Origin of the sequence: uncultured Pontibacter sp. (assembly GCF_947499215.1) — a bacterium.
Classification (GTDB): domain Bacteria; phylum Bacteroidota; class Bacteroidia; order Cytophagales; family Hymenobacteraceae; genus Pontibacter.
On the sequence record NZ_CANMNI010000003.1, the window covers coordinates 232,465 to 250,625 of the forward strand.

17 protein-coding genes are annotated in these 18,161 nt (G+C 51.4%); 7 read left to right on the forward strand and 10 right to left on the reverse strand.

The window, feature by feature from the left end; genetic code table 11:
* The first annotated feature begins 59 nt into the window (after window positions 1-59).
* The 5 genes from Q1A04_RS14885 to Q1A04_RS14905 all read left to right on the forward strand — a co-directional run bounded on the left by Q1A04_RS14885 (window position 60) and on the right by Q1A04_RS14905 (window position 3,299).
* Window positions 60-710: a DUF2064 domain-containing protein gene (locus Q1A04_RS14885; RefSeq protein WP_299707572.1), complete on the forward strand. Its 651-nt coding sequence runs from the start codon at window positions 60-62 to the stop codon at window positions 708-710.
* 62 nt (window positions 711-772) lie between these two features.
* Entirely contained in the window at window positions 773-1,108 is a 336-nt protein-coding gene (locus tag Q1A04_RS14890; protein ID WP_299707575.1) for an arsenosugar biosynthesis-associated peroxidase-like protein, read from the forward strand.
* A 3-nt stretch (window positions 1,109-1,111) separates the two neighbouring features.
* Window positions 1,112-2,176, forward strand: coding sequence for an arsenosugar biosynthesis radical SAM (seleno)protein ArsS (gene arsS / locus Q1A04_RS14895; protein WP_299707578.1), 1,065 nt, complete (start codon window positions 1,112-1,114; stop codon window positions 2,174-2,176).
* A gap of 21 nt (window positions 2,177-2,197) precedes the next feature.
* Window positions 2,198-2,710, forward strand: a complete 513-nt coding sequence (locus Q1A04_RS14900; RefSeq protein ID WP_299707581.1) for a rhodanese-like domain-containing protein — start codon at window positions 2,198-2,200, stop codon at window positions 2,708-2,710.
* Window positions 2,703-3,299 carry a TIGR04282 family arsenosugar biosynthesis glycosyltransferase gene (locus tag Q1A04_RS14905; protein ID WP_299707583.1) on the forward strand — a complete coding sequence of 199 codons (597 nt, stop codon included), beginning with the start codon at window positions 2,703-2,705 and terminating at the stop codon, window positions 3,297-3,299. Before Q1A04_RS14900 ends, Q1A04_RS14905 begins: the two co-directional genes overlap by 8 nt.
* Before the next feature lies 1 nt (window position 3,300).
* Here Q1A04_RS14905 and Q1A04_RS14910 read toward each other — a convergent pair whose 3' ends face one another.
* Entirely contained in the window at window positions 3,301-4,467 is a 1,167-nt protein-coding gene (locus tag Q1A04_RS14910) for a L,D-transpeptidase family protein (protein ID WP_299707586.1), read from the reverse strand.
* Between the two features lie 208 nt (window positions 4,468-4,675).
* Between Q1A04_RS14910 and Q1A04_RS14915 the strand changes: the two genes are divergently transcribed.
* The gene (locus Q1A04_RS14915; protein ID WP_299707588.1) at window positions 4,676-5,359 is read left to right on the forward strand and encodes a DUF2461 domain-containing protein; all 684 of its coding nucleotides are present in this window, start codon (window positions 4,676-4,678) and stop codon (window positions 5,357-5,359) included.
* Window positions 5,360-5,445: 86 nt separating this feature from the next.
* Here the strand turns inward: Q1A04_RS14915 and Q1A04_RS14920 are convergent, their stop codons facing one another.
* The 4 genes from Q1A04_RS14920 to Q1A04_RS14935 are packed head-to-tail and all read right to left on the reverse strand — an operon-like array spanning window position 5,446 to window position 9,837.
* Entirely contained in the window at window positions 5,446-6,270 is an 825-nt protein-coding gene (locus Q1A04_RS14920) for a CPBP family intramembrane glutamic endopeptidase (protein ID WP_299707591.1), read from the reverse strand.
* 38 nt (window positions 6,271-6,308) lie between these two features.
* Window positions 6,309-7,658 (reverse strand): hypothetical protein, encoded by a 1,350-nt coding sequence (locus Q1A04_RS14925; RefSeq protein WP_299707596.1) that lies wholly within the window; start codon window positions 7,656-7,658, stop codon window positions 6,309-6,311.
* Window positions 7,655-9,133, reverse strand: a complete 1,479-nt coding sequence (locus Q1A04_RS14930; protein WP_299707599.1) for a cellulose synthase family protein — start codon at window positions 9,131-9,133, stop codon at window positions 7,655-7,657. Before Q1A04_RS14930 ends, Q1A04_RS14925 begins: the two co-directional genes overlap by 4 nt.
* Before the next feature lie 11 nt (window positions 9,134-9,144).
* A complete protein-coding gene (locus tag Q1A04_RS14935; protein ID WP_299707601.1) occupies window positions 9,145-9,837 on the reverse strand; it encodes a glycosyltransferase family 2 protein in 693 nt (230 codons plus the stop codon).
* Between the two features lie 133 nt (window positions 9,838-9,970).
* On the opposite strand from Q1A04_RS14935, the gene Q1A04_RS14940 reads away from it, so the two are divergent.
* A complete protein-coding gene (locus Q1A04_RS14940) occupies window positions 9,971-10,459 on the forward strand; it encodes a peroxiredoxin (protein ID WP_299707604.1) in 489 nt (162 codons plus the stop codon).
* Window positions 10,460-10,535: 76 nt separating this feature from the next.
* On the opposite strand, the gene Q1A04_RS14945 is transcribed toward Q1A04_RS14940, so the two are convergent.
* The 5 genes from Q1A04_RS14945 to Q1A04_RS14965 all read right to left on the reverse strand — a co-directional run bounded on the left by Q1A04_RS14945 (window position 10,536) and on the right by Q1A04_RS14965 (window position 17,972).
* On the reverse strand, window positions 10,536-11,102 hold the full coding sequence (locus Q1A04_RS14945; protein ID WP_299707607.1) for a hypothetical protein: 567 nt from the start codon (window positions 11,100-11,102) through the stop codon (window positions 10,536-10,538).
* A 134-nt stretch (window positions 11,103-11,236) separates the two neighbouring features.
* Window positions 11,237-11,818 (reverse strand): hypothetical protein, encoded by a 582-nt coding sequence (locus tag Q1A04_RS14950; protein ID WP_299707610.1) that lies wholly within the window; start codon window positions 11,816-11,818, stop codon window positions 11,237-11,239.
* A 147-nt stretch (window positions 11,819-11,965) separates the two neighbouring features.
* Entirely contained in the window at window positions 11,966-12,208 is a 243-nt protein-coding gene (locus Q1A04_RS14955) for a hypothetical protein (RefSeq protein WP_299707613.1), read from the reverse strand.
* Window positions 12,209-12,421: 213 nt separating this feature from the next.
* On the reverse strand, window positions 12,422-16,048 hold the full coding sequence (locus Q1A04_RS14960; RefSeq protein WP_299707616.1) for a T9SS-dependent M36 family metallopeptidase: 3,627 nt from the start codon (window positions 16,046-16,048) through the stop codon (window positions 12,422-12,424).
* 571 nt (window positions 16,049-16,619) lie between these two features.
* A complete protein-coding gene (locus Q1A04_RS14965) occupies window positions 16,620-17,972 on the reverse strand; it encodes a neutral/alkaline non-lysosomal ceramidase N-terminal domain-containing protein (protein WP_299707619.1) in 1,353 nt (450 codons plus the stop codon).
* Between the last annotated feature and the right edge of the window lie 189 nt (window positions 17,973-18,161).

Genomic DNA, 18,161 nt, shown 5'->3' on the forward strand with positions numbered 1-18,161 from the left:
AAATGTGATAGGCCGCACCTATCCGCATTAAGATAATACTTTAAATAACTTAAAATACCTTGGATACGCTGCTTCACGATACCGCTGTTTTGCTGTTCGCCTATACGGCCGAGGAGGAGGTAGGGTATAAGAACTTTTCTGAGTCTTATCAGGTGGAGGTGAATAGCCAAATCGCTGAAGCACTGCTACAGAATACGTTGTGTGTAGCCAAGAGCTCCGGGCTCCCGGTGATGCCTATTTTATCAGAACGGCAGATCGGGGCGAACTTCGGCGAAAGGCTGGCCAACGCTTTTCAGGAGGTTTTTGCGGCTGGCTACCAGCGTGTCATCTGCATTGGATCGGACTGCCTAACGCTCAGCCCAACGGATCTGATGCTGGCGCAAGAGGCGCTGAGCAAAAGCCCTGTGGTAGTAGGACCCGCTACGGACGGAGGCGCCTATCTGATCGGGCTACACATTGATTGTTTCGATCTGGGGGCCTTTTCCATGCTGAACTGGCAAACAGCAGAACTCCTCAATGAACTTGTGCTTTATTCTTACCGAATGCAAGCCAGCATGGGCCGCCTGACACTCCTCGAAGAGAAGGCGGATGTGGACTCCAGTGCCGATCTCAGGCAGCAACTGGAGGCGCTGCCCGTATACCATACCCTCAGCAGGCAGCTGACTACCATCCTTTGCAATCAGGAATCCCCCGTATACACACTTAGTTAAAAACAAGCAACACCTGCATTGTTTACTTGTTACCTTTACTGTAAATAAGACTTTATCTTTTTATGGAAAATACCTATTACAATCCTGCGGACCTCAAGAAGTTCGGGAACATCTCTGAACTTCAGCCAGAGATGGGCCGCAAGTTTTTCGACTACTATGGCGAGGTGTTTAAAGAGGGCGCCCTGACGGAGCGGGAAAAAGCGCTGATCGCACTGGCCGTGTCGCATGCCGTGCAATGCCCTTATTGCATCGATGCCTATACCTCTGACTGTTTGGAGAAAGGCGCTGACGAAAACCAGATGATGGAGGCTGTGCATGTAGCCGCCGCCATTAAAGGTGGTGCCGCGCTGGTACACGGTGTGCAGATGATGAATAAGATTAAGGAACTGACGATGTAAGGTATGGCTATACCTGTCAAGTCGCTTAAGGCGCAAAAGCACCAGTTTGCCAACCCTGCCTTCCAGCTTGATGTGCTGCAGCACGCGAGCACGGAGGAGGGGGAGTTTCCCTTTTTCGGGACGCGGCTGGATGAGCACGGGCTCTTTCCGCTTCGGCCAACAGGTGCCACGATCCTGCAGGTGAACGTGGGCAAGATGTGCAACCAGACCTGCCGCCACTGCCACGTGGACGCTGGCCCGGACCGCAAGGAGATCATGACCCGCGAGACCATGCAGCTCTGCCTCGATGCGCTGGCGCAATACCCCCAACTAACTACAGTGGACCTAACCGGCGGCGCTCCAGAGATGAACCCTGACTTCCGGTGGTTTGTGGAGCGGCTTTCGGCTTTGGGGCGACAGATAATCGTGCGCTGCAACCTCACCATCATTCTCGCTAACAAAAAATACCACGACCTGCCGCTGTTTTTTAAAGAACATCAGGTACAAGTAGTCTCCTCACTTCCTTATTTCTCCGCCTCACGCACCGACGCGCAGCGCGGCGACGGTGTGTTCGAGAAGTCGATCAAGGCCTTGCAACTGCTCAACGAGGTGGGCTATGGGCAGGAGGGGAGCGGTCTGCAGCTCGATTTAGTGTATAATCCGTCGGGAGCCTTTTTGCCAGCTGGCCAGAAGTCGCTGGAGGCGGAATTTAAGCGCCGGTTGCAGACAGGCTATGGCGTGGTGTTCAACAACCTGTTCTGTATTACCAACCTGCCCGTAAGTCGTTACCTTGACTACTTGATAGAAAGCGGAAACTACAGCAGGTATATGGAGAAACTGGTGAACGCCTTTAACCCTGTTGCGGCGGCTAACGTGATGTGCCGCAATACCATTTCGGTGGGCTGGGACGGTTTCCTCTACGACTGCGACTTCAACCAGATGCTCGAACTGAAAGTTCAGACCGGTGCTCCGCAGCACATCCGCGACTTCCATCTCGGTCGACTGGACCAACGCGCGATCATGCTGAACCAGCATTGCTATGGCTGCACGGCCGGAGCCGGATCAAGCTGCGGTGGCGAAACCACCTAATAGTCAAGCTATACTTTGTCTATGTCTCGTTCCCTATACCTGTCTGTGTTTTTCTGCCTGTTACTTCTTTTGCAGTCCTGCGGAAATTTGCACGACCAAGCTTATGCGCTTTTTCTCAAGGGATTATACAGCGGCTCTGTGCCGCTCATTAGTCCAGAGGAACTTCAGAAGAAGAAGACCCAAACGACCCAACTTGTGTTGCTCGATACCCGTTCAGAAAAAGAATACCGCGTCAGCCATCTTAAAGGAGCGAGGTTCGTGGATTATGCCCAGTTTGATGTGCGGCAGTTGCAGGACATACACAAGCACACACCGATTGTGGTGTATTGCTCTGTTGGTTACCGCAGTGAACAAGTGGGCGAAAATCTGCAGGCGGCTGGGTATACTGATGTTCAAAATCTGTATGGAGGCCTGTTTGAGTGGGTGAATCAAGGCAAGCCGGTATATGCTGCGCATGGCAAAACAAACAAGGTACATGGCCATTCCCGCTCTTGGGGAATTTGGCTGCGCAAAGGAGAGAAAGTATATGAGTGAGAAAAATCTGCTGATGCTGTTTGTCCGCAACCCGGAACTGGGAAAGGTTAAGACGCGCCTCGCCGCCAGCGTGGGCCCCGAAACCGCCCTCGATATCTACCTGCACCTGCTGCGCCATACCCGCGATATTACGCAATCGTTGCCTATGGACAAAGTGGTGTATTACGCCGGGAAAGTAGAGGAAGAGGACCTTTGGCCACGGCAATACTATAAGAAGAAACTACAGCCGGACGGTGACTTGGGAGAGCGGATGAAGATGGCCTTTGAGGTGGCTTTTGCCGAAGGCTATACCTCCGTGGTGATCATCGGGAGCGACTGCCCCCAACTGACCTCCGACATTATCAACCAAGCCTTTGAGGAATTGAAAACGCACGAAGTCGTGATTGGCCCAGCGCTGGACGGAGGCTACTACCTGCTCGGTATGAAACACCTGCATCCGGAGTTTTTCCGGAACAAGCGCTGGAGCACGGAGCATGTTTTCCCCGACACCCTTTACGACATAGAGCGACTGCATCTGAGCCATACCCTACTTCCCTACCTCTCGGATATAGACAAACTGGAAGACCTACAGGACAACTGGCCTGCTTAACTCACCGCCCCAGCGACACGTTCTCGAGTTTATCCTTGCCATAAATATCCTCCCTGAACTGCACGCCTAAGTCGTCGTCTACCCATGCCGTCATGTAGACGATGAGCAACGGGATGGGTTCTTTGAGGCGGATGTAATACTCGGGCTTGTCAGATTCTAAGATGCGTTCAATGCGATGGTCAGACAGCCCGGTGCGCTCCCGTAGCAGGTATAGCGCCAGATCCTCCGGGTTTTGCAGCCGGATACAGCCATGGCTGAAAGCCCGCCTATCGAGCGAGAACAGATGTCTGTCTTTGGTGTCGTGCAAGTACTGACTCACGCGGGTGTTGAAAAGGAATTTCATATAACCCAACTCGTTGTGCTCCCCGGTAACCTGCACGATCCTGAAGTCAAAGTTAGAGGCGTTCACCTCGCTCCAGTCAATTTTCCAAGGGTTTATTTTATGCCAGCCGCCCAAAGCGGAAGGGCGGAACAGCTCCATGTCGCGACTTTCCAAATAAGCCGGATTGCGCTTAATAATAGGCAGAATCTCTTTGGAGGCAATGGAGTGTGGGATGTACCAAGAGGGGTTGAAAACAATGGTATGCAGTTCGGTCTGGTTAACGAGCGTAGGCAGATTTGGCTTGCCCACAATGATGCGCATTTGCAGGAGTACCATGTTGTAATCGATCAGGCGCAGGGAGTAATCCGGTATGTTAATGACGATGTAAGGCTGACTAATGCCGCTGCTAAAAGCTTCCCAGCGGTCGAGGCTGTTCTGTAGCTGGCGGATACGCTGCGCCGGAGAAACGTTGAGGGCCGCCACTGTACGGGGCCCCACGATGCTATCAGCCTTCAGCGCATGCCTTGTCTGGAACCGCACCACCGCGGCAGCCAGCGCGCGGGTATAGCGTAGCGAATCGACCGGCGCGTCTGCTTGGAGTAGATCGGCTGTGAGCAAGAGGTTGGCCCGCAGGTATGGCACATGCTCGCTGGAGTCGCCGGGCCGGAGTAGCAACTTAGTAGGGAGGGAGTGCCATGTGCTGGAGTTGATCACCTCATACTGTTCAATGGCCTGCCTAATCTGCTGCTTCTGGTCTGAAGCCATCAGCCACACCTCCGTAGAATCCCCTCCCAGAACCCCGAATGGGGATAGGTAGATCAACAGCAAAAAGAGTAGGCGTGACATGACCGTGGGGTGTTTTTTACACTACTTTGTATACGTAATCAGGTGGTCCAGCAGCTAATCAAAAGACCTTAAGGCCCTGTATATTTGTAGTTTGTGTGAGTCAGGACAGCGGGTATAGAGGGAATGCCCACAAATTCACAAACAAAGCGGTTATCTTGGCAGTATAAAAGGCGATCATCAGAGTTTTAGTATAACAACCCAGCAGCCCATGGCGACAATCATAGAAAAGAGCACCATTCAATTTCTGGAGGACCTTACCAAAAACAACAACCGCGAATGGTTTCAGGAAAACAAACCGCGCTACGATGCGGCCCGAAAAGATTACCTGACTTTTCTGGATGAACTGATGGAAGAGATGGCCCTTTTTGAGCCGGTGGCGATCGGGCAGAAAGGGAAGGACTTGGTGTTTCGCATTTACCGAGATGTGCGTTTCTCGAACGACAAGCGCCCTTACAAAGACCACTTTGGGGCCTACATAGCCGAAGGTGGGCGCAAGTCCATCCTGCCGGGTTACTACCTGCACTTGGCTGCCAACAACAATTCCTTTGTGGCCGGTGGTCTGTGGATGCCGCCCGCTGACTACCTCAAAGCAGTGCGTCAGGAGATTGACTATAACATGGACGAGCTGGAGCGCATTATTCAGGCTCCTGACTTCAAAAAACGCTTCGGTAGCATACAGGGGGAAAAGCTCAAGACAACTCCCAAAGGGTACGACAAGGACAATCCGGCCATCGAGTACCTGCGCTTCAAAAGCTGGAACGCTGTGATGCCATTGCCGGACAAGGTGGTTCTCAGCAAAGACTTCATGAACGTGGTGCTGGAAGCTTTCAAAGCGGTGAAGCCCTTCAATGATTTCCTGACGGAACCCTTGAAAGATCTGGGTGAGGAGTAGGGGCGTGGTATAGATGGCAGCGGATGATACCATTTACACCATGTTGGGCTACTACGTAATAATAGATTACCCCACACTATGAATATCTAGCTGTGTCTCAAGGGTAACTTGCTCCAGAAAACCGTGACAGCAAAGGCGGCGATCATATAGTATAGCTTAAAGTCGGACTCCGTGCCCATCACAGGCAGACCATAATTCATAAAAGCATGAAACAAGGTCAGGAAAAGAAGATTTCTGGTTCTCAGGTATACCAAAGCCAGTATCACACCGCTCATAAACAGTTGCGCCTGTGTGCTGATGATGGTGGTGATGGCAACGTTATATCGGAAAAGATCTCTAGGGAGGTGAACTATGGCGAATAGCAGCTGAGTGAAAAGTACGGCGAGTAGTAGAGCTACCAACCTAGAACTTATTTTTTGCCGAAGTAGCAGGTAGGTTTGCGGTATCAGATATACCCTGAACAGCAGCTCTTCTACAAAAGCGTTGAGCATAATGTTGAACGTGAAAACCCCTAATGTTCTGGCAGTCGCCTCAACAGCTGCAAATTTAGCGTGCACCGCTAAGCCTTCTAGTCCTATCAGAACACCGATCGCCAGTGCGACCGTCACGGCAATGTATAAGATGGCTCCCACAGACAGCCCTCTGGTGACATCCGTGCCACGCAAACTCAGGTGCTCAAGTTGTATCGGGTCCCGCTTTTGCAGGAAGTACAGAAACACAAGCCAGCACAGGTATACTAGGAACACCATACTTATAAAGTAAAGCTGGTTGTCGAGCAAGGTGCGAAGCTTGTCAGAAATGAAAAGTAAGTTGAGCAGCGAAGTGATGCAGAGTATTCCTGCCAATACCAGTACAATGGTTTCCGCCCTGCTGCGGGGTATGTTTTCGAAGTACTGGTAAAGCTTTTCCATGAGTGGAATTATTTTGTCAGGTATGCAAATCGCTTCGGTTATGCGGCACTTTGCCGGGGCAGGTTCGCATGCTTTTTCTGCTGGCGGTACAGGTATAGCTCGGCTAACAGCCAGAGTCCCACCAAGCTATACTCTAACAGTACCAGCCAAAGGTTCTCAGTATAGGCGCTACTGCGGTAGGCGGAGTAGCTGAAGATGGAAAAGCAGCTCCAGACGATGGCGAAACGGAATTGGCTCATCGCTGTAAGCGCAACCAAGGTACTGATGTACCAAGGGTGCACCGTGGTAGACAGAAACAAGTATACGGTTAGGGCCGCCGCCATGTAACCGGCCAATCGGCGCACCGATCCCAGTTTTTTCACGGCCGCCATGGATAAGACGATGCCGACCGTGACTACGGAGAGAAGTGGCCCGATCACGGCGATCTGGTTATAGCCTGTCAGCCGGAAACCTAGCCAGCGCAGCAAATAGTAGACACTGGCATTAAACTCGAAGCGCTGAAAATAGAGGTCGATGCTCTGCCAGATGTTGTGCAGCACCTCCAATGAAAGGAGTGGGTAAAACAGCAGGACCAGCGTAACCAACAACACCCCGCTAAAGGCCGCAAAACGTTTGAATCCCAATTTGCGCCACACGAAGGGCAGGAACATGAGCGGCAGCAGCTTGGCTCCCACCGCAAACGCGAATGGCACTGCCGCGATCAGGTGGCGCTGGAAATGCAGCTGGTACAAAAACAACAGCAAAAAGAAAATGAGCAGCGCCTCCATGTGCAGGTTGCCCGTCAGCTCCAGTATGACAAGTGGATTAAGCGCATACAAGTGCACATACCTGTCGGGCAGCGCCATGCGGCGCAGTAGGCGCAGCAATAGCAGGATGGAGCCAGCCTCTGCAACCAGAATCACCACGCGCATCATCATAATACTGCCCATCAGACTGTCGGGCGAGAGCGCGGCAGAAAGCCAGAACACAGCCTGCAGCACCGGCGGGTATACCGAATAGTAGTCCGGTGAGTTGAGTTGTCGGAACAGTTCTGGCGTGATGCCGGCAGGGGACTGGGTGGCTCCACTTAGGAAGTGGGAGGGAAGGTATAGGTATGGGTTTTCGCCGGCCAAAAGCAAGCGGCCGTCCCACACAAAACGGAAGTAGTCGTCTGACAGCGCAGGTATGGCAAACAACAGGATAAGGCGGAAGAGCAGGCCGGCCCCAATGCCATGCCATACGTTCAGTTTCTGGTTTGTAACGTAGGCGTAGGCTCCAAACGCCAACATAGTGAGCAGGAGGAGCTGGGTGAAATTCTCACGCGGTGTCGCGTAACCCAATGCTAGGTATAGCAGGGCGGACAAGCCAAGCGCTGTGTAGGATGCTATGTGCTTTCGTTCCAGTATCATGCACGCCAGCTGTGGAACAGGGAATATAAGAACACGGATCCGAAGCCCAGCACCAGCATAACATGGAAAGGCAGCAGCCCGAAGTCTTGCAGCTGAAACGCTATCACAATGCCATACCCGAAGTATAGCGCCAGCAGCCCCTCCAACAGCGTTACTGGGTTAATACTGCGCACGGCATAGGCTTGTTGCCGCCATGTGCCACCACGCTGCACTAGATTATGCTTGGGTGTGCGGATAAACGGCGTCTTGCGTCCCATGTAGCCTTCCATCACGGCCAGACTGTTGTGCAGCGACAGCCCCATCGACATGGAAAGAAACAGAAAGAAAGACGGGACAAAATGCTTGGTCGTTTGCCATACCGAGCGGTACTGCTGGTACAGCGCAGTCCAGTAAAATGCGATGAGAGCCAGTAAGCTAACCAGCAGCAAAGCCCCGAGTTGAAAAAGCAGCTCCAATCCCGGACTCCGATGCTTGAGGAAGAGCATAGGGATGCTGAGCAAGGCCGTGAGGAGCACACAGATGAAGATGCCGCTATTGAGCAGGTGAAAAAGGGCGTGCAGACGGGTTGATAGTGGCATGCGGGCGCGAAGTACCTGCCCTAAGTGTTTGCGTGCCGTTTCGGCGGCGCCTTTGGTCCAGCGGAACTGCTGTGATTTGAGCGCTCCCATGGCAGCCGGCAGTTCAGCAGGGGCTTCCACATCCTCGAGGTAGCGAAAAACCCAACCGCCCAGTTGGGCGCGGTAGCTCAGGTCCAAGTCTTCGGTTAAGGTATCGGCCTGCCAGCCGCCTGCATCCACAATACAGCTTTTGCGCCACACCCCGGCCGTGCCGTTGAAATTGATAAAATGCCCGCCAATGTTCCGCCCGCTCTGCTCCACAGTGAAGTGGGCATTCAAACCAAAGGCCTGCAGTCTGGTTAGTAGGGAGTATTCTTGGTTCAAGTGCCCCCAGCGAGTCTGCACCACGCCTACCCGCTCATGTGAAAAGGCGGGTAGGGTACGTTTCAGAAAATCAGGTGCTGGCACGAAGTCCGCGTCGAAAATAGCTATGAAGTCTCCGCTGGCCCGTTCCAGCCCATATTGCAGCGCACCGGCCTTGTAGCCTGTTCTATCGGGTCGCCGGATGTGCTCCAACCTAACGCCAGCCTTGACATACTGCTGCATCTTTTGGCTGATCAGTTCGCTTGTCTCGTCAGTGGAGTCATCTAGCAACTGTATCTGGAGCAGATGGCGCGGGTAATCCAGTGCAGCCATGGCGTCGATCAGCCTTTCCACCACGTAGCGCTCATTGTACAACGGCAGTTGTACAGTCACAGCGGGCCAGTCTTTTTCTTCAGGTATAGGAATAGGTGTAGTAGGTAACTTTTTTCGGCTCCAGTACAGATAGGTGAGGTGGAGCTGCATTAGGCTATAGCAGAAAATGAAGGCCAGACACAGACCATACACGGCAACAAGAAGAAGCTGGGGGATTGTCATGCTGAGTTCGGCTACAGGTGCCTAAATATAGTCAGAATAATCTTATAGCCTGCCAGTACCGAGCCCTTTAGCGTGCCCGATACTTTGGACACTCCGATGCGTTTGCGGTAACTCACCGGCACCTCGGTATACCTCACTTTTTGTTTGGCGGCCTTTGCCTGCATTTCTACGGTCCAACCATAGTTGCGGTCGCGCATACCCAGTTGCTGTAGCGTTTCAAACCGGATGGCGCGGAAAGGGCCGAGGTCGGTATAACTGACGCCATAGAGCCAGCGAAGCAGGGTAGTGGCCAGCCAGTTTCCGAATATCTGTTGCGGCATCATAGAACCGCCTTCCCGTTCGCCTAGCGCCCGCGAGCCGATCACCATATCCGCCCTTCCCTGCACGATGGGCTCCAGCAACAAAGGCATTTCCTCGGGGTAGTCAGAGTAGTCGCCGTCCAAGAACACGATAATGTCCGGTTGCAGGGCGGCAGACTGTGCCGCAGCATAGGCTATACCCTTGAGACAGGCATTGCCATAGCCCGGTTTGGGCTCGTCGAGCACGGTAGCACCGGCGGAACGCGCCACATGGGCGGTGTTGTCTGACGAGTTGTTGTTTACAACGATTACTTCCTGCACCAACTTTGCAGGTATGGCGCTGATTACGTGTGAGATAGATTTTTCTTCGTTGTAAGCGGGTATAATGACGGAGATTCGGGGCATGTTGCAAGTTGCCTAAAATTTTTCTTGTAAACTATTGGGTGTCAGGTATGGCTTTTGTAGTAAGAAGTGTATTAACTTTGCAAATTGAACCTATCACTAGCTGAGAGGTTTTAGAATTAGCTTATTTTATATTATGAGTAGAGAAGTTGTTAAGATTGGAGACAAAGCCCCTGATTTTGAATTGCAGCGGTTGGATGGTGGCTTTTTCCGGCTTTACGAGTTGTTGAAAAAGAAAAACGTCGTACTGTACTTTTATCCGAAGGATAGCTCATCGGATTGCACCAAGCAAGCCTGCGAGTTCCGCGACCACTATGACACCTTCCGTGAGTTGGAAACAGAGGTGGTTTGCATCAGCTACGACAAGGCCGACGCACACAAACGATTTGAGCGCATGTACCGCCTACCGTTTACCCTGCTGAGTGACTGCGATGCGCAGATTCGCAACCTGTACGGGGTACCGCGCAAGTTCGGTATCATGCCGGGGCGCTCGATTTATGTGATTGACAAAGCCGGTGAGGTGCAGTATGTGTTTAACGCGCTCTCCAAACCAGCCGAGCACGTGCAGCAAGTGTTGGATGTGCTCTATGACCTGAACCACGAAGGTGTAGAGCAGTATGTTTAATTGAAAACTTTAAAAAAACAATAAAGAGGCCCGGTGCATAAACACCGGGCCTCTTCTGTTTTAACAGAGTAAAGCTTTATTTCAGCAACTCCAGTTTTTTCCCATTGAAAAGCTCCACGCCCAGAAAACCATGCTCTTTGTTGAAAAGCAATCGCTTGAGATTCTCAGTTTTGGAGCTGTCTGTTTTCACCACCTCAAACACATTGTTATAAGTGGTTTCGTTAATTTCATAAGTGGCGTGGGTAGCCTGCAAGGTATCTATTTTGTACTCACCTGCTAGCTCAACGTGCAGTGCCACATCAAAGCTGTTTTCTTTTTTAAGGAAGTAGGTCATCAAACCCGGATAGTCCTTTTCTGGGTCCTGTATAACGCTGTAGGCCTGTACATCAAAATGTTCGATGCAGTCGTCACCGGTGTTAAATCCTTCCCCCGGTACTTGCTCAGCCCTGAGAATGGTGTTCGTGTATACTACCGTATCACCTGCCTCATTTTTAAATTTTACTTTCTCGCCACGGTCGTAAACCAGCCATTTAACGTCGTTCTCGTCCATCTGCGTGGTGGTCGTAGGGTCGCATTTGTCGCAAGAACTGAAAAGCAGGGCTGCCAGTACAAAGGCGCCTGCAAGCTTAAGTGAGTGTGTCATGAGGGTAAAATGATAAAAAAATGGTAAGTATAAATAATATTGGACGCAGTTATAGTAGCTCCGCCAATAGCAAGATTCAATTAAGCGGCTGATGGTTGCAGCCGGGTGCAAAAACTATAAAAAAGAACTTGGTTTTAAAGCTGAGGGGGGATGCGGGTAAGGGTACGGCCGTCGGAGAACTCCACATGCAGAAAGCCGAATTCTCGGTTAAACTGAATCAGTTTTACACCATCGGGACCGCTGTCCTCATTGGTAATTTCGAACACGTTTTGGTAAGTCACTTCCTCCAACGTAAGTTGGGCATATTGAGGCGTGTTGATATCTGGAATAGCTAAGTCGGCACGTTGGGCGACTACAAGATTTATCCGGATGGTTTCCGGCGTTTTTAGAGCCACTACCGTCAGGGCGGGGAACAGGCGAGGGGAGGCGGCATGCTGCATTACACTGGTTCTGCGGGTGTAGTACTGCTCAATGCAGGCGTCAGCCGGACCAAAGCCATCGCCCGGCACCGGATCAGAGTTGATGCGTGTGTTTACGAAGACGCGCACGATGTCCGTATCATCTACCATGAGCAGCGTATCACGGGCCTCGTAGACGGTCCAGTCGCCATCTCCGTTCTCAAACTGGGCCACTGAGGTGGTGCAATCGTTGCAAGAGCTCAACCAAAGCAGGCTGCAGCACATAATCAGAGTTAGAAATGAATAAAAAGCCTTCATGCGAGTATCATGCTATACTGCAAAGTAACGAAGTAAATCCGGTTGATGGTTTAAAAAATTAGCGAATAGTCGCGTAGGTGTTAAGCCACACAAAAACAGCCGGCCATTCATGGCCGGCTGTTTTATAAATTATGCAAAAAACAAAAATCAATTGTTTCTAACTCTTACCGGCACGGGTTCCAGTTTAAGCGATGGTCTAAACACGAGCCAAAGCACCGTGCCCAGTATCGTACCGGTCAGGAAAGCCGGCACCAGAATCACCCAGCCCATAACACCACGGCTCTCGGCATCGTGATACAGCCACACAAGCATGAAAAGGACCAAGAACGAATAAACGGCGAACGTTAGAAAGAAAAGTATACTGGCTATATTCGGCAATGCAGTTTCCATTAGTAAAGTTTTAAGTAACACATAGTTAGGGTAAAGTGAAACGCCCTACTATGTTAAACCCGAATCGGTGTAAATTGTTTATAACTATTTTTAGATAGGTATAGGATAATGAGTTAGATGAAAGTGCTATATTGTATTTAATTGTTAAGGTGGGTGTTAAAGAGAAAAGCCACCCTTATAGAAGAGTGGCTTTTGCTCGGGGTTTATTTTGACTTATTTCTTAATTATCACTTTGTGCGTGGTGGTTTGCTTGCCTGTGCTAATGGTGAAGTAGTATAGCCCATTCTGCAATTCTTCCAGCGAAAGCATAGCGCCACTGTTCGCCTCATCAGCTGAAATTTCCTGCTGACTCACCTGCTGGCCATGGGCATTCGCCACCGTAATCTGCACATTTCCTTCTGCCTTATCTGCCAGTTTCAATGTGATTCTGTTCTGAGCAGGATTAGGGTATAGGATCTCACGCGTGTCAGCCGCCATGGCCGTGGCAATGCTGGTCTGTGACAGGGTGCCTGCTTTCAACACCAGTGTTTCTGCACTGGCACTGGCGTCACCTCCGAAGCGGGAAGTCACATGGGCCGTGCTGTTAACCACAGTCGGGTTCGACACAACATCCACATTGTCCACATACCAGCCAGTGGCACCGGTCAGCACATCGGAACCCATTCGGAAACGGATAAGTACATTCTGTCCCTTGAAACTGCTCAAATCAGCGATGGTCTGTATGTAGCCGTTGCTGCCGCCCGTGAAGGCAGGACCATTTATAGTAGAGGCGTTAGCCAGCGGAATGTTGCCGTTATACCCGTTTTGGATCATTTTACCGCCCAAATCAGACCAGGTCAGTCCTCTGTTCGTGCTGATTTCAACTACGCCGCCGTCAAATCCTTCTTCCGTAGCGAAGCTGTGCCAGAAGCGGAGCAGCGCATTTTCGCCAACTGTAATAGGCTGCGCTGTGATCAGGTACTGGTCGCTGAAGGCATCCGGGTCCACGGCAAACCAAGAGGTCGTGCCGCTGTACGGGTTTTTAGTACTTAGCTGCCAGTCGCTCAAACCTACGCCTCGTGCTGTTTTCCACTTGCTGCCTCCGCTCTCCATATCGTCGTGGAAGAACACTGTGGTGCCGTCACCTTTGTTCACACGCACTTTGAAGGTACGCTCCAAGGTCTCTCCCTGAGCCATCTTAACTGATTTGAAGGTTACTACACCTTTGGTCAGTTTTGGCGCATCTGTGGTGGATTCCTGTACAAACACAGTGCCCTCAGGCAGCGGATTGGTGATCGAGACGTTGTTCACCGAGCCAGCCGTTTCGTTCGTTACTGTGATCTTATAAGTGAGCTCTTCACCGTCAGTAACCGGGGATGGGGTGGCCTGTAGTTGAATGTCAAACTGTGGCTCGCAAGATGGCGGCATGTCGAATGCCTCAGTGCCATCTGTCAGGTCGTTGTTGCTGCCCTGCGTGGCGCTGTAGCCGAGACCGCGCTTGGCAAATGCTCTCCAGATGTGACACTGGTTGGCGCCGCCGTTGTTGATGCGGTCAGCTGCCAAGATCGCATCGCGGGCGTCGATAAAGCCGGGACTGCAAGGCTGCAGCTTTAAGCCGTCGATTACCAGTTGCAGGGCGATATTATTACCGCCTTTGCCACTGTGCAGATCAGGGTCATAGCCATACTCTTCAATCAGGTTCCAAGTCATGTCCCATAGCATAGTGGCCCAGATGAAACCGACCCCGTGCGGTACTGAGATCTCTGGATTGGCAATCATGCGGTAGGTATAAGGGTTGATGCCCATATCGGTGCTGTAAGGCGCAGGACGTATGCCACCGCCGTCCGTATCTTCTGACATCACATAGGTGCCGATGCCGCGTCGCTTCGGACCGGTGTCGCCATCACGCATAGTCATGATCAGGCCGAAGAAGTCGCTCCAGCCCTCACCGCCCTGCTCAGCGCCCGAAAGGCACTGGGTACTTGGGCCACCTGTAAGACGTGTTGAGATGCCGTGCCCGTATTCGTGGGCGATAATGCCGTTGTCAAGGTCACCGTCACGCATGGGCGGTACGCCGCCTTCTAATCTAAGTGATCCTGTCAGGCCTTGAGCCAGTGCCGTCTTCAGTTTGTCGCCATCGGCTTTGCTAATCATAATGGCAGGTATAAGCACAGCGGTACCGGTCTCATCACCCCCCATCGACATGGCAGGACCGTCTATGTTGTTGACCACAATAACACCTGTAGCGCCGGAAGCCTGCGCATTCAGTGCTTTGGATATAAAGGAGCAGTCACCGCGGTCTACTAGCGCAATGTTGCCTGATATTTCAGCTTGGTTGTTAAATGGCAGCGGAACAGATCCGGCAGGAAGTTCAGGTGCACCATTACAACCATTGGACGGATCAGCCATCACAATCTTACCGGATACGCCGGTTTCATCCACGGCTGGTCCGAAGGCCGCCTGCACGCCGGTATAGGAGCCTGCCACTGCAGATGGTGTTGTTATGTGGAGTAGTTTGGCTGGTACGGAGGAGGTCCAGAGGTACATCTGCATGCGGCCCGGAACACCGTCCTGCAGCGTGAGGAAGTTGGCGTTGTTAGTGCCACCACCGTCTTGGGCTTCCGCCATTACCCCATCCAGTCCCTGTCCTTCGCCAGAAAAGTTAGTCTGCTGGAAGTTACCGCTTGCTTCGTCGAAGCCATAAAGGTAGAAGAGGTCGTGGATGATGTTGTTCCAGTAGAAAAGATTCGTAGTGGCAGCCTTTACATAAGTGCCGGGCTCCTTGGTTAGATCTAGCGGGAAGTCGAACACCAAGTTAGCACCGCCATCGGGACTAGTACCGGCATTGGCGCCGAGGCGGTCTTCGTAGGCGTGCACGTTGTTACCCTTTGTGATGGTATAAGACACAAGGCCGTCGTTGTGCCAACCCAATGGAGAAGCGGCGGCATTCTCTTTAGCTGTCACCAAAGTGCGGTCGCCATGGCTTGGCGTCTCAAACGGCGCATCGTATATGTTGTAGGTTCCACTGGCAGCCACTGCGGCGGCGGCCACACTGCGCGGCGCGAAAGCCTGTGTGTAGAAGTCCTGCTGTGCTTTCAGGCGCTCCACTTTTGATACCACACGGCTTTGGTTGTGCTGTCTGGCCAGCGCCTTTTCCTGATTAGGTTCATCTGTTACGACAGGCAGTCCCCAGTTGTCGTGAATCACCAAGTCTTCTTTCTTTAGTACTTGGCCGGTGGCTGCATCCACGCGCATGTTCCAGTAGTGCTGGGCATCGAGGTTGTAAATATCCACTTCCCAAGCAAGCAACACGCTGCCGTTCGGCATCGGCTGGTACACCAGTTTGGCAGGTATGGGCGAAAGCGATACGCCACCATCTGTCAATACCACCGCCTTAGAAGCGGCTGGTAACTTAGGACTCGGGGCTTTTCGCTCTTTTACCTTGATGGGTTGCTTTACGGTAAGTTTCAGGTCTGAGGCCGCGGCGTTGGCAGCCTGCTCAGGGGAGAGAGAAGCAGCACTGCTCTTGATGGCACCCCTCAGGTTGGGGATGAACCGGTTGCCCATGTTGATCACATTGCCTTCGCGGTCGATGTTGATGTTGATGTTGGCATCAACCACTTCTATGCCCTGAAAGCGCTGGCGCAAGTAGATGTGGGTTACACCGTTTTTCTTACTCACATACTGGTCAGTTACGACATAATCAGAGAGGTCGGCGGCGTTGAGTTTGTAAACGGCTTTTGTCTGGTCGATGTGCCGCAGGGCGATGTCGAGCGCGGACTGAGCGTTTGCAATTCCGGGAGCCAACGAGAGAAGAAGGCCCAGAAGGAACACCAAATTTTGCTTTGTTTTTGAATTCATACAAGGTGAGTTAAAATTTAAAAATGCTACATATGGTACTGTTTTTTGGGTGTTCTAAAATGTGTTGTTGTGTCGCGGTTGTACTTTAATAAGTATTGAGCCCGCGATTTAATCTATAACCTTATGTGTTTATACTGCATTATAACAAGGTGTAAACACAAGGCTTTTCTTTTGATAATGATGCATTTACGAAGGGGTTTAGCGCTGGGATTTGTGTGTCATAACACGGAAAAGAGGAGAAGAGGAAGTGAATTTGCACGTTAGGGAGAGTGTGGGCCTTTGGGATTATATTAAATCCACTTGAAGCAAATGAAAATAAAGTACAAACCCTAAATTCAGTGAATTAGCAGGAAACGCAGGAATTTCCCAAAAAATTGGTAAATTTATATTTTATAAATTTGTTTTATTAGGACTTTACCTATTTTTAAAAGATTGCAATTCTGACTTTGAATGGAAGTGGATTTAGTAAAAATGAAGTGATAGAGCTGGGGAGCTGTTAAGGGTTTATTGTATTTAAATGAGAGGTGTATTTTTTAAAACTTTTTGCTGATGTTCTTGTTATGCAGGCTTATCAGCGGTATAGCCGAAGAAGCCGGAGCAAAATATCGGTAAAGTAGCCCCCGCTTTGCGGACCATAAAAGTTCATATCCCGGGTTTCATACTTCTTTAGCGGATAGTGCTTGTCCGGTGTTATGTAGCCAACATAGCCGCCGTTAAAGCTAGTCACGATAACTTGTTGCCCCTGCTGCGATGCCTGTTTTTCTAATACTGGCAATAACTCACCTGAATAATCTGCCGGTACGCCCAGCAGGATCGTTTCGCCCAACTGCAAGCTGCTGATGTAAGCCGGATAACTACCGAACAAGCCATTAAACAAGAAAGGGGCAAAGCTATACGTGGTACTCAGCCGCCACTCCGGATCAGGAAGTTCGAGCGGGACTCTGGTGAAGCCGATCGTGGCGGTGTCACTTAATTGTACAGCGGCCAGCTCAGCCTCAATGGCATCGGCCAATCGCCTGCCGACGGCTTGGGTGCTCTCAAAAGTGTTGCCGTATGGCGCCTCCACGGCCTGACTGCCAACCGCACCGGCCGCAAAGGCGGCGAAATCGACAGTCTCCTCCAATTGGTCCACCAACTCGCCCGGATAGTCGCGTGATAGCACCGGGTCCATGGATGGCAGGATGGTCGGGTGTGCCGCAAAGGTGGCGAGCACGGCAGTACTGCCAGCGGTCTGTTCTATTTTAAGGAAGCGAAGGGTGGTATCACGGCCGCTCATGGCGCCAGTCAGGCGGTTGCGGACCAGCTCGGGGGCATATGCTATCCCATACCCCACACGAGCTGGCTGCTTGTTTTGCTGAGCTTTTCTTATACTCTCCACAATCCGAGCGGTAGTTTTCCGTACCAGCTCTTCGTCTTGGTTTCCCGCCATCAGCCAACCTACCAGCTTCTGTCCCCAGCCTCCAAAACTTGTGTGGGTATGGGTAGCTGTCAGGTATACCTGCTCCGGCTTCAAGCCGAGTGCGGCATATTCCTGTTCCAGCGCAGCCGTTATAGACATAGGTGCAAGCAGCATATCCAGCGTAACGACAACCGCTTGGGTCTGGCCATTGTCAAAAGCAAAGGACCGTACCCACACGGAGTCGTGCACTTCCTCGTAACGGAGGCCTTTCCGCTTGCCGTAACCGGCCATTGGCGTACCAACTGGTGGCGTGATATTCACTTTTGACCAGCCGACCTGCAGTTCGCCGCCTTCCTCTATCAAGGGAGGGGAGTTTTCAAGTTCCTGCAAGGTATGCTGATAGTAGTCGCTTTGCTGGAAGGGCGTATGGTCGATAGGCTGTACCATACAGGCCTGTATGAGCCACAAAATAAGCAGGCAGCAAAGGGCCAGCAGGAATAATTTGGAGGAAATGAGCTTTTTCAACGCTACAAAGATATGAAATATTAGGGCAACAGGCCTGTGAGTTTTTTTCAAAAATTGATTTACACAGCCCACTTCCTTTCGGTTTCAGGCAATATCGCTTAAATTTGACGTTCCTTGAGTGATGCAGGTATAGCAGAACACTTAAGATAAATTGTGCGGGAGAATCATGCAGGGCTATACTTATACCTT

Bases quoted from the DNA above. Each gene is read 5' to 3' on its own strand.
- Q1A04_RS14890 (WP_299707575.1), top strand. From the start codon at position 773: ATGGAAAATACCTATTACAATCCTGCGGACCTCAAGAAGTTCGGGAAC.
- arsS (WP_299707578.1), top strand. From the start codon at position 1,112: ATGGCTATACCTGTCAAGTCGCTTAAGGCGCAAAAGCACCAGTTTGCC.
- Q1A04_RS14900 (WP_299707581.1), top strand. From the start codon at position 2,198: ATGTCTCGTTCCCTATACCTGTCTGTGTTTTTCTGCCTGTTACTTCTT.
- Q1A04_RS14905 (WP_299707583.1), top strand. From the start codon at position 2,703: ATGAGTGAGAAAAATCTGCTGATGCTGTTTGTCCGCAACCCGGAACTG.
- Q1A04_RS14910 (WP_299707586.1), bottom strand. From the start codon at position 4,467: ATGTCACGCCTACTCTTTTTGCTGTTGATCTACCTATCCCCATTCGGG.
- Q1A04_RS14915 (WP_299707588.1), top strand. From the start codon at position 4,676: ATGGCGACAATCATAGAAAAGAGCACCATTCAATTTCTGGAGGACCTT.
- Q1A04_RS14920 (WP_299707591.1), bottom strand. From the start codon at position 6,270: ATGGAAAAGCTTTACCAGTACTTCGAAAACATACCCCGCAGCAGGGCG.
- Q1A04_RS14925 (WP_299707596.1), bottom strand. From the start codon at position 7,658: ATGATACTGGAACGAAAGCACATAGCATCCTACACAGCGCTTGGCTTG.
- Q1A04_RS14930 (WP_299707599.1), bottom strand. From the start codon at position 9,133: ATGACAATCCCCCAGCTTCTTCTTGTTGCCGTGTATGGTCTGTGTCTG.
- Q1A04_RS14935 (WP_299707601.1), bottom strand. From the start codon at position 9,837: ATGCCCCGAATCTCCGTCATTATACCCGCTTACAACGAAGAAAAATCT.
- Q1A04_RS14940 (WP_299707604.1), top strand. From the start codon at position 9,971: ATGAGTAGAGAAGTTGTTAAGATTGGAGACAAAGCCCCTGATTTTGAA.
- Q1A04_RS14945 (WP_299707607.1), bottom strand. From the start codon at position 11,102: ATGACACACTCACTTAAGCTTGCAGGCGCCTTTGTACTGGCAGCCCTG.
- Q1A04_RS14950 (WP_299707610.1), bottom strand. From the start codon at position 11,818: ATGAAGGCTTTTTATTCATTTCTAACTCTGATTATGTGCTGCAGCCTG.
- Q1A04_RS14955 (WP_299707613.1), bottom strand. From the start codon at position 12,208: ATGGAAACTGCATTGCCGAATATAGCCAGTATACTTTTCTTTCTAACG.
- Q1A04_RS14960 (WP_299707616.1), bottom strand. From the start codon at position 16,048: ATGAATTCAAAAACAAAGCAAAATTTGGTGTTCCTTCTGGGCCTTCTT.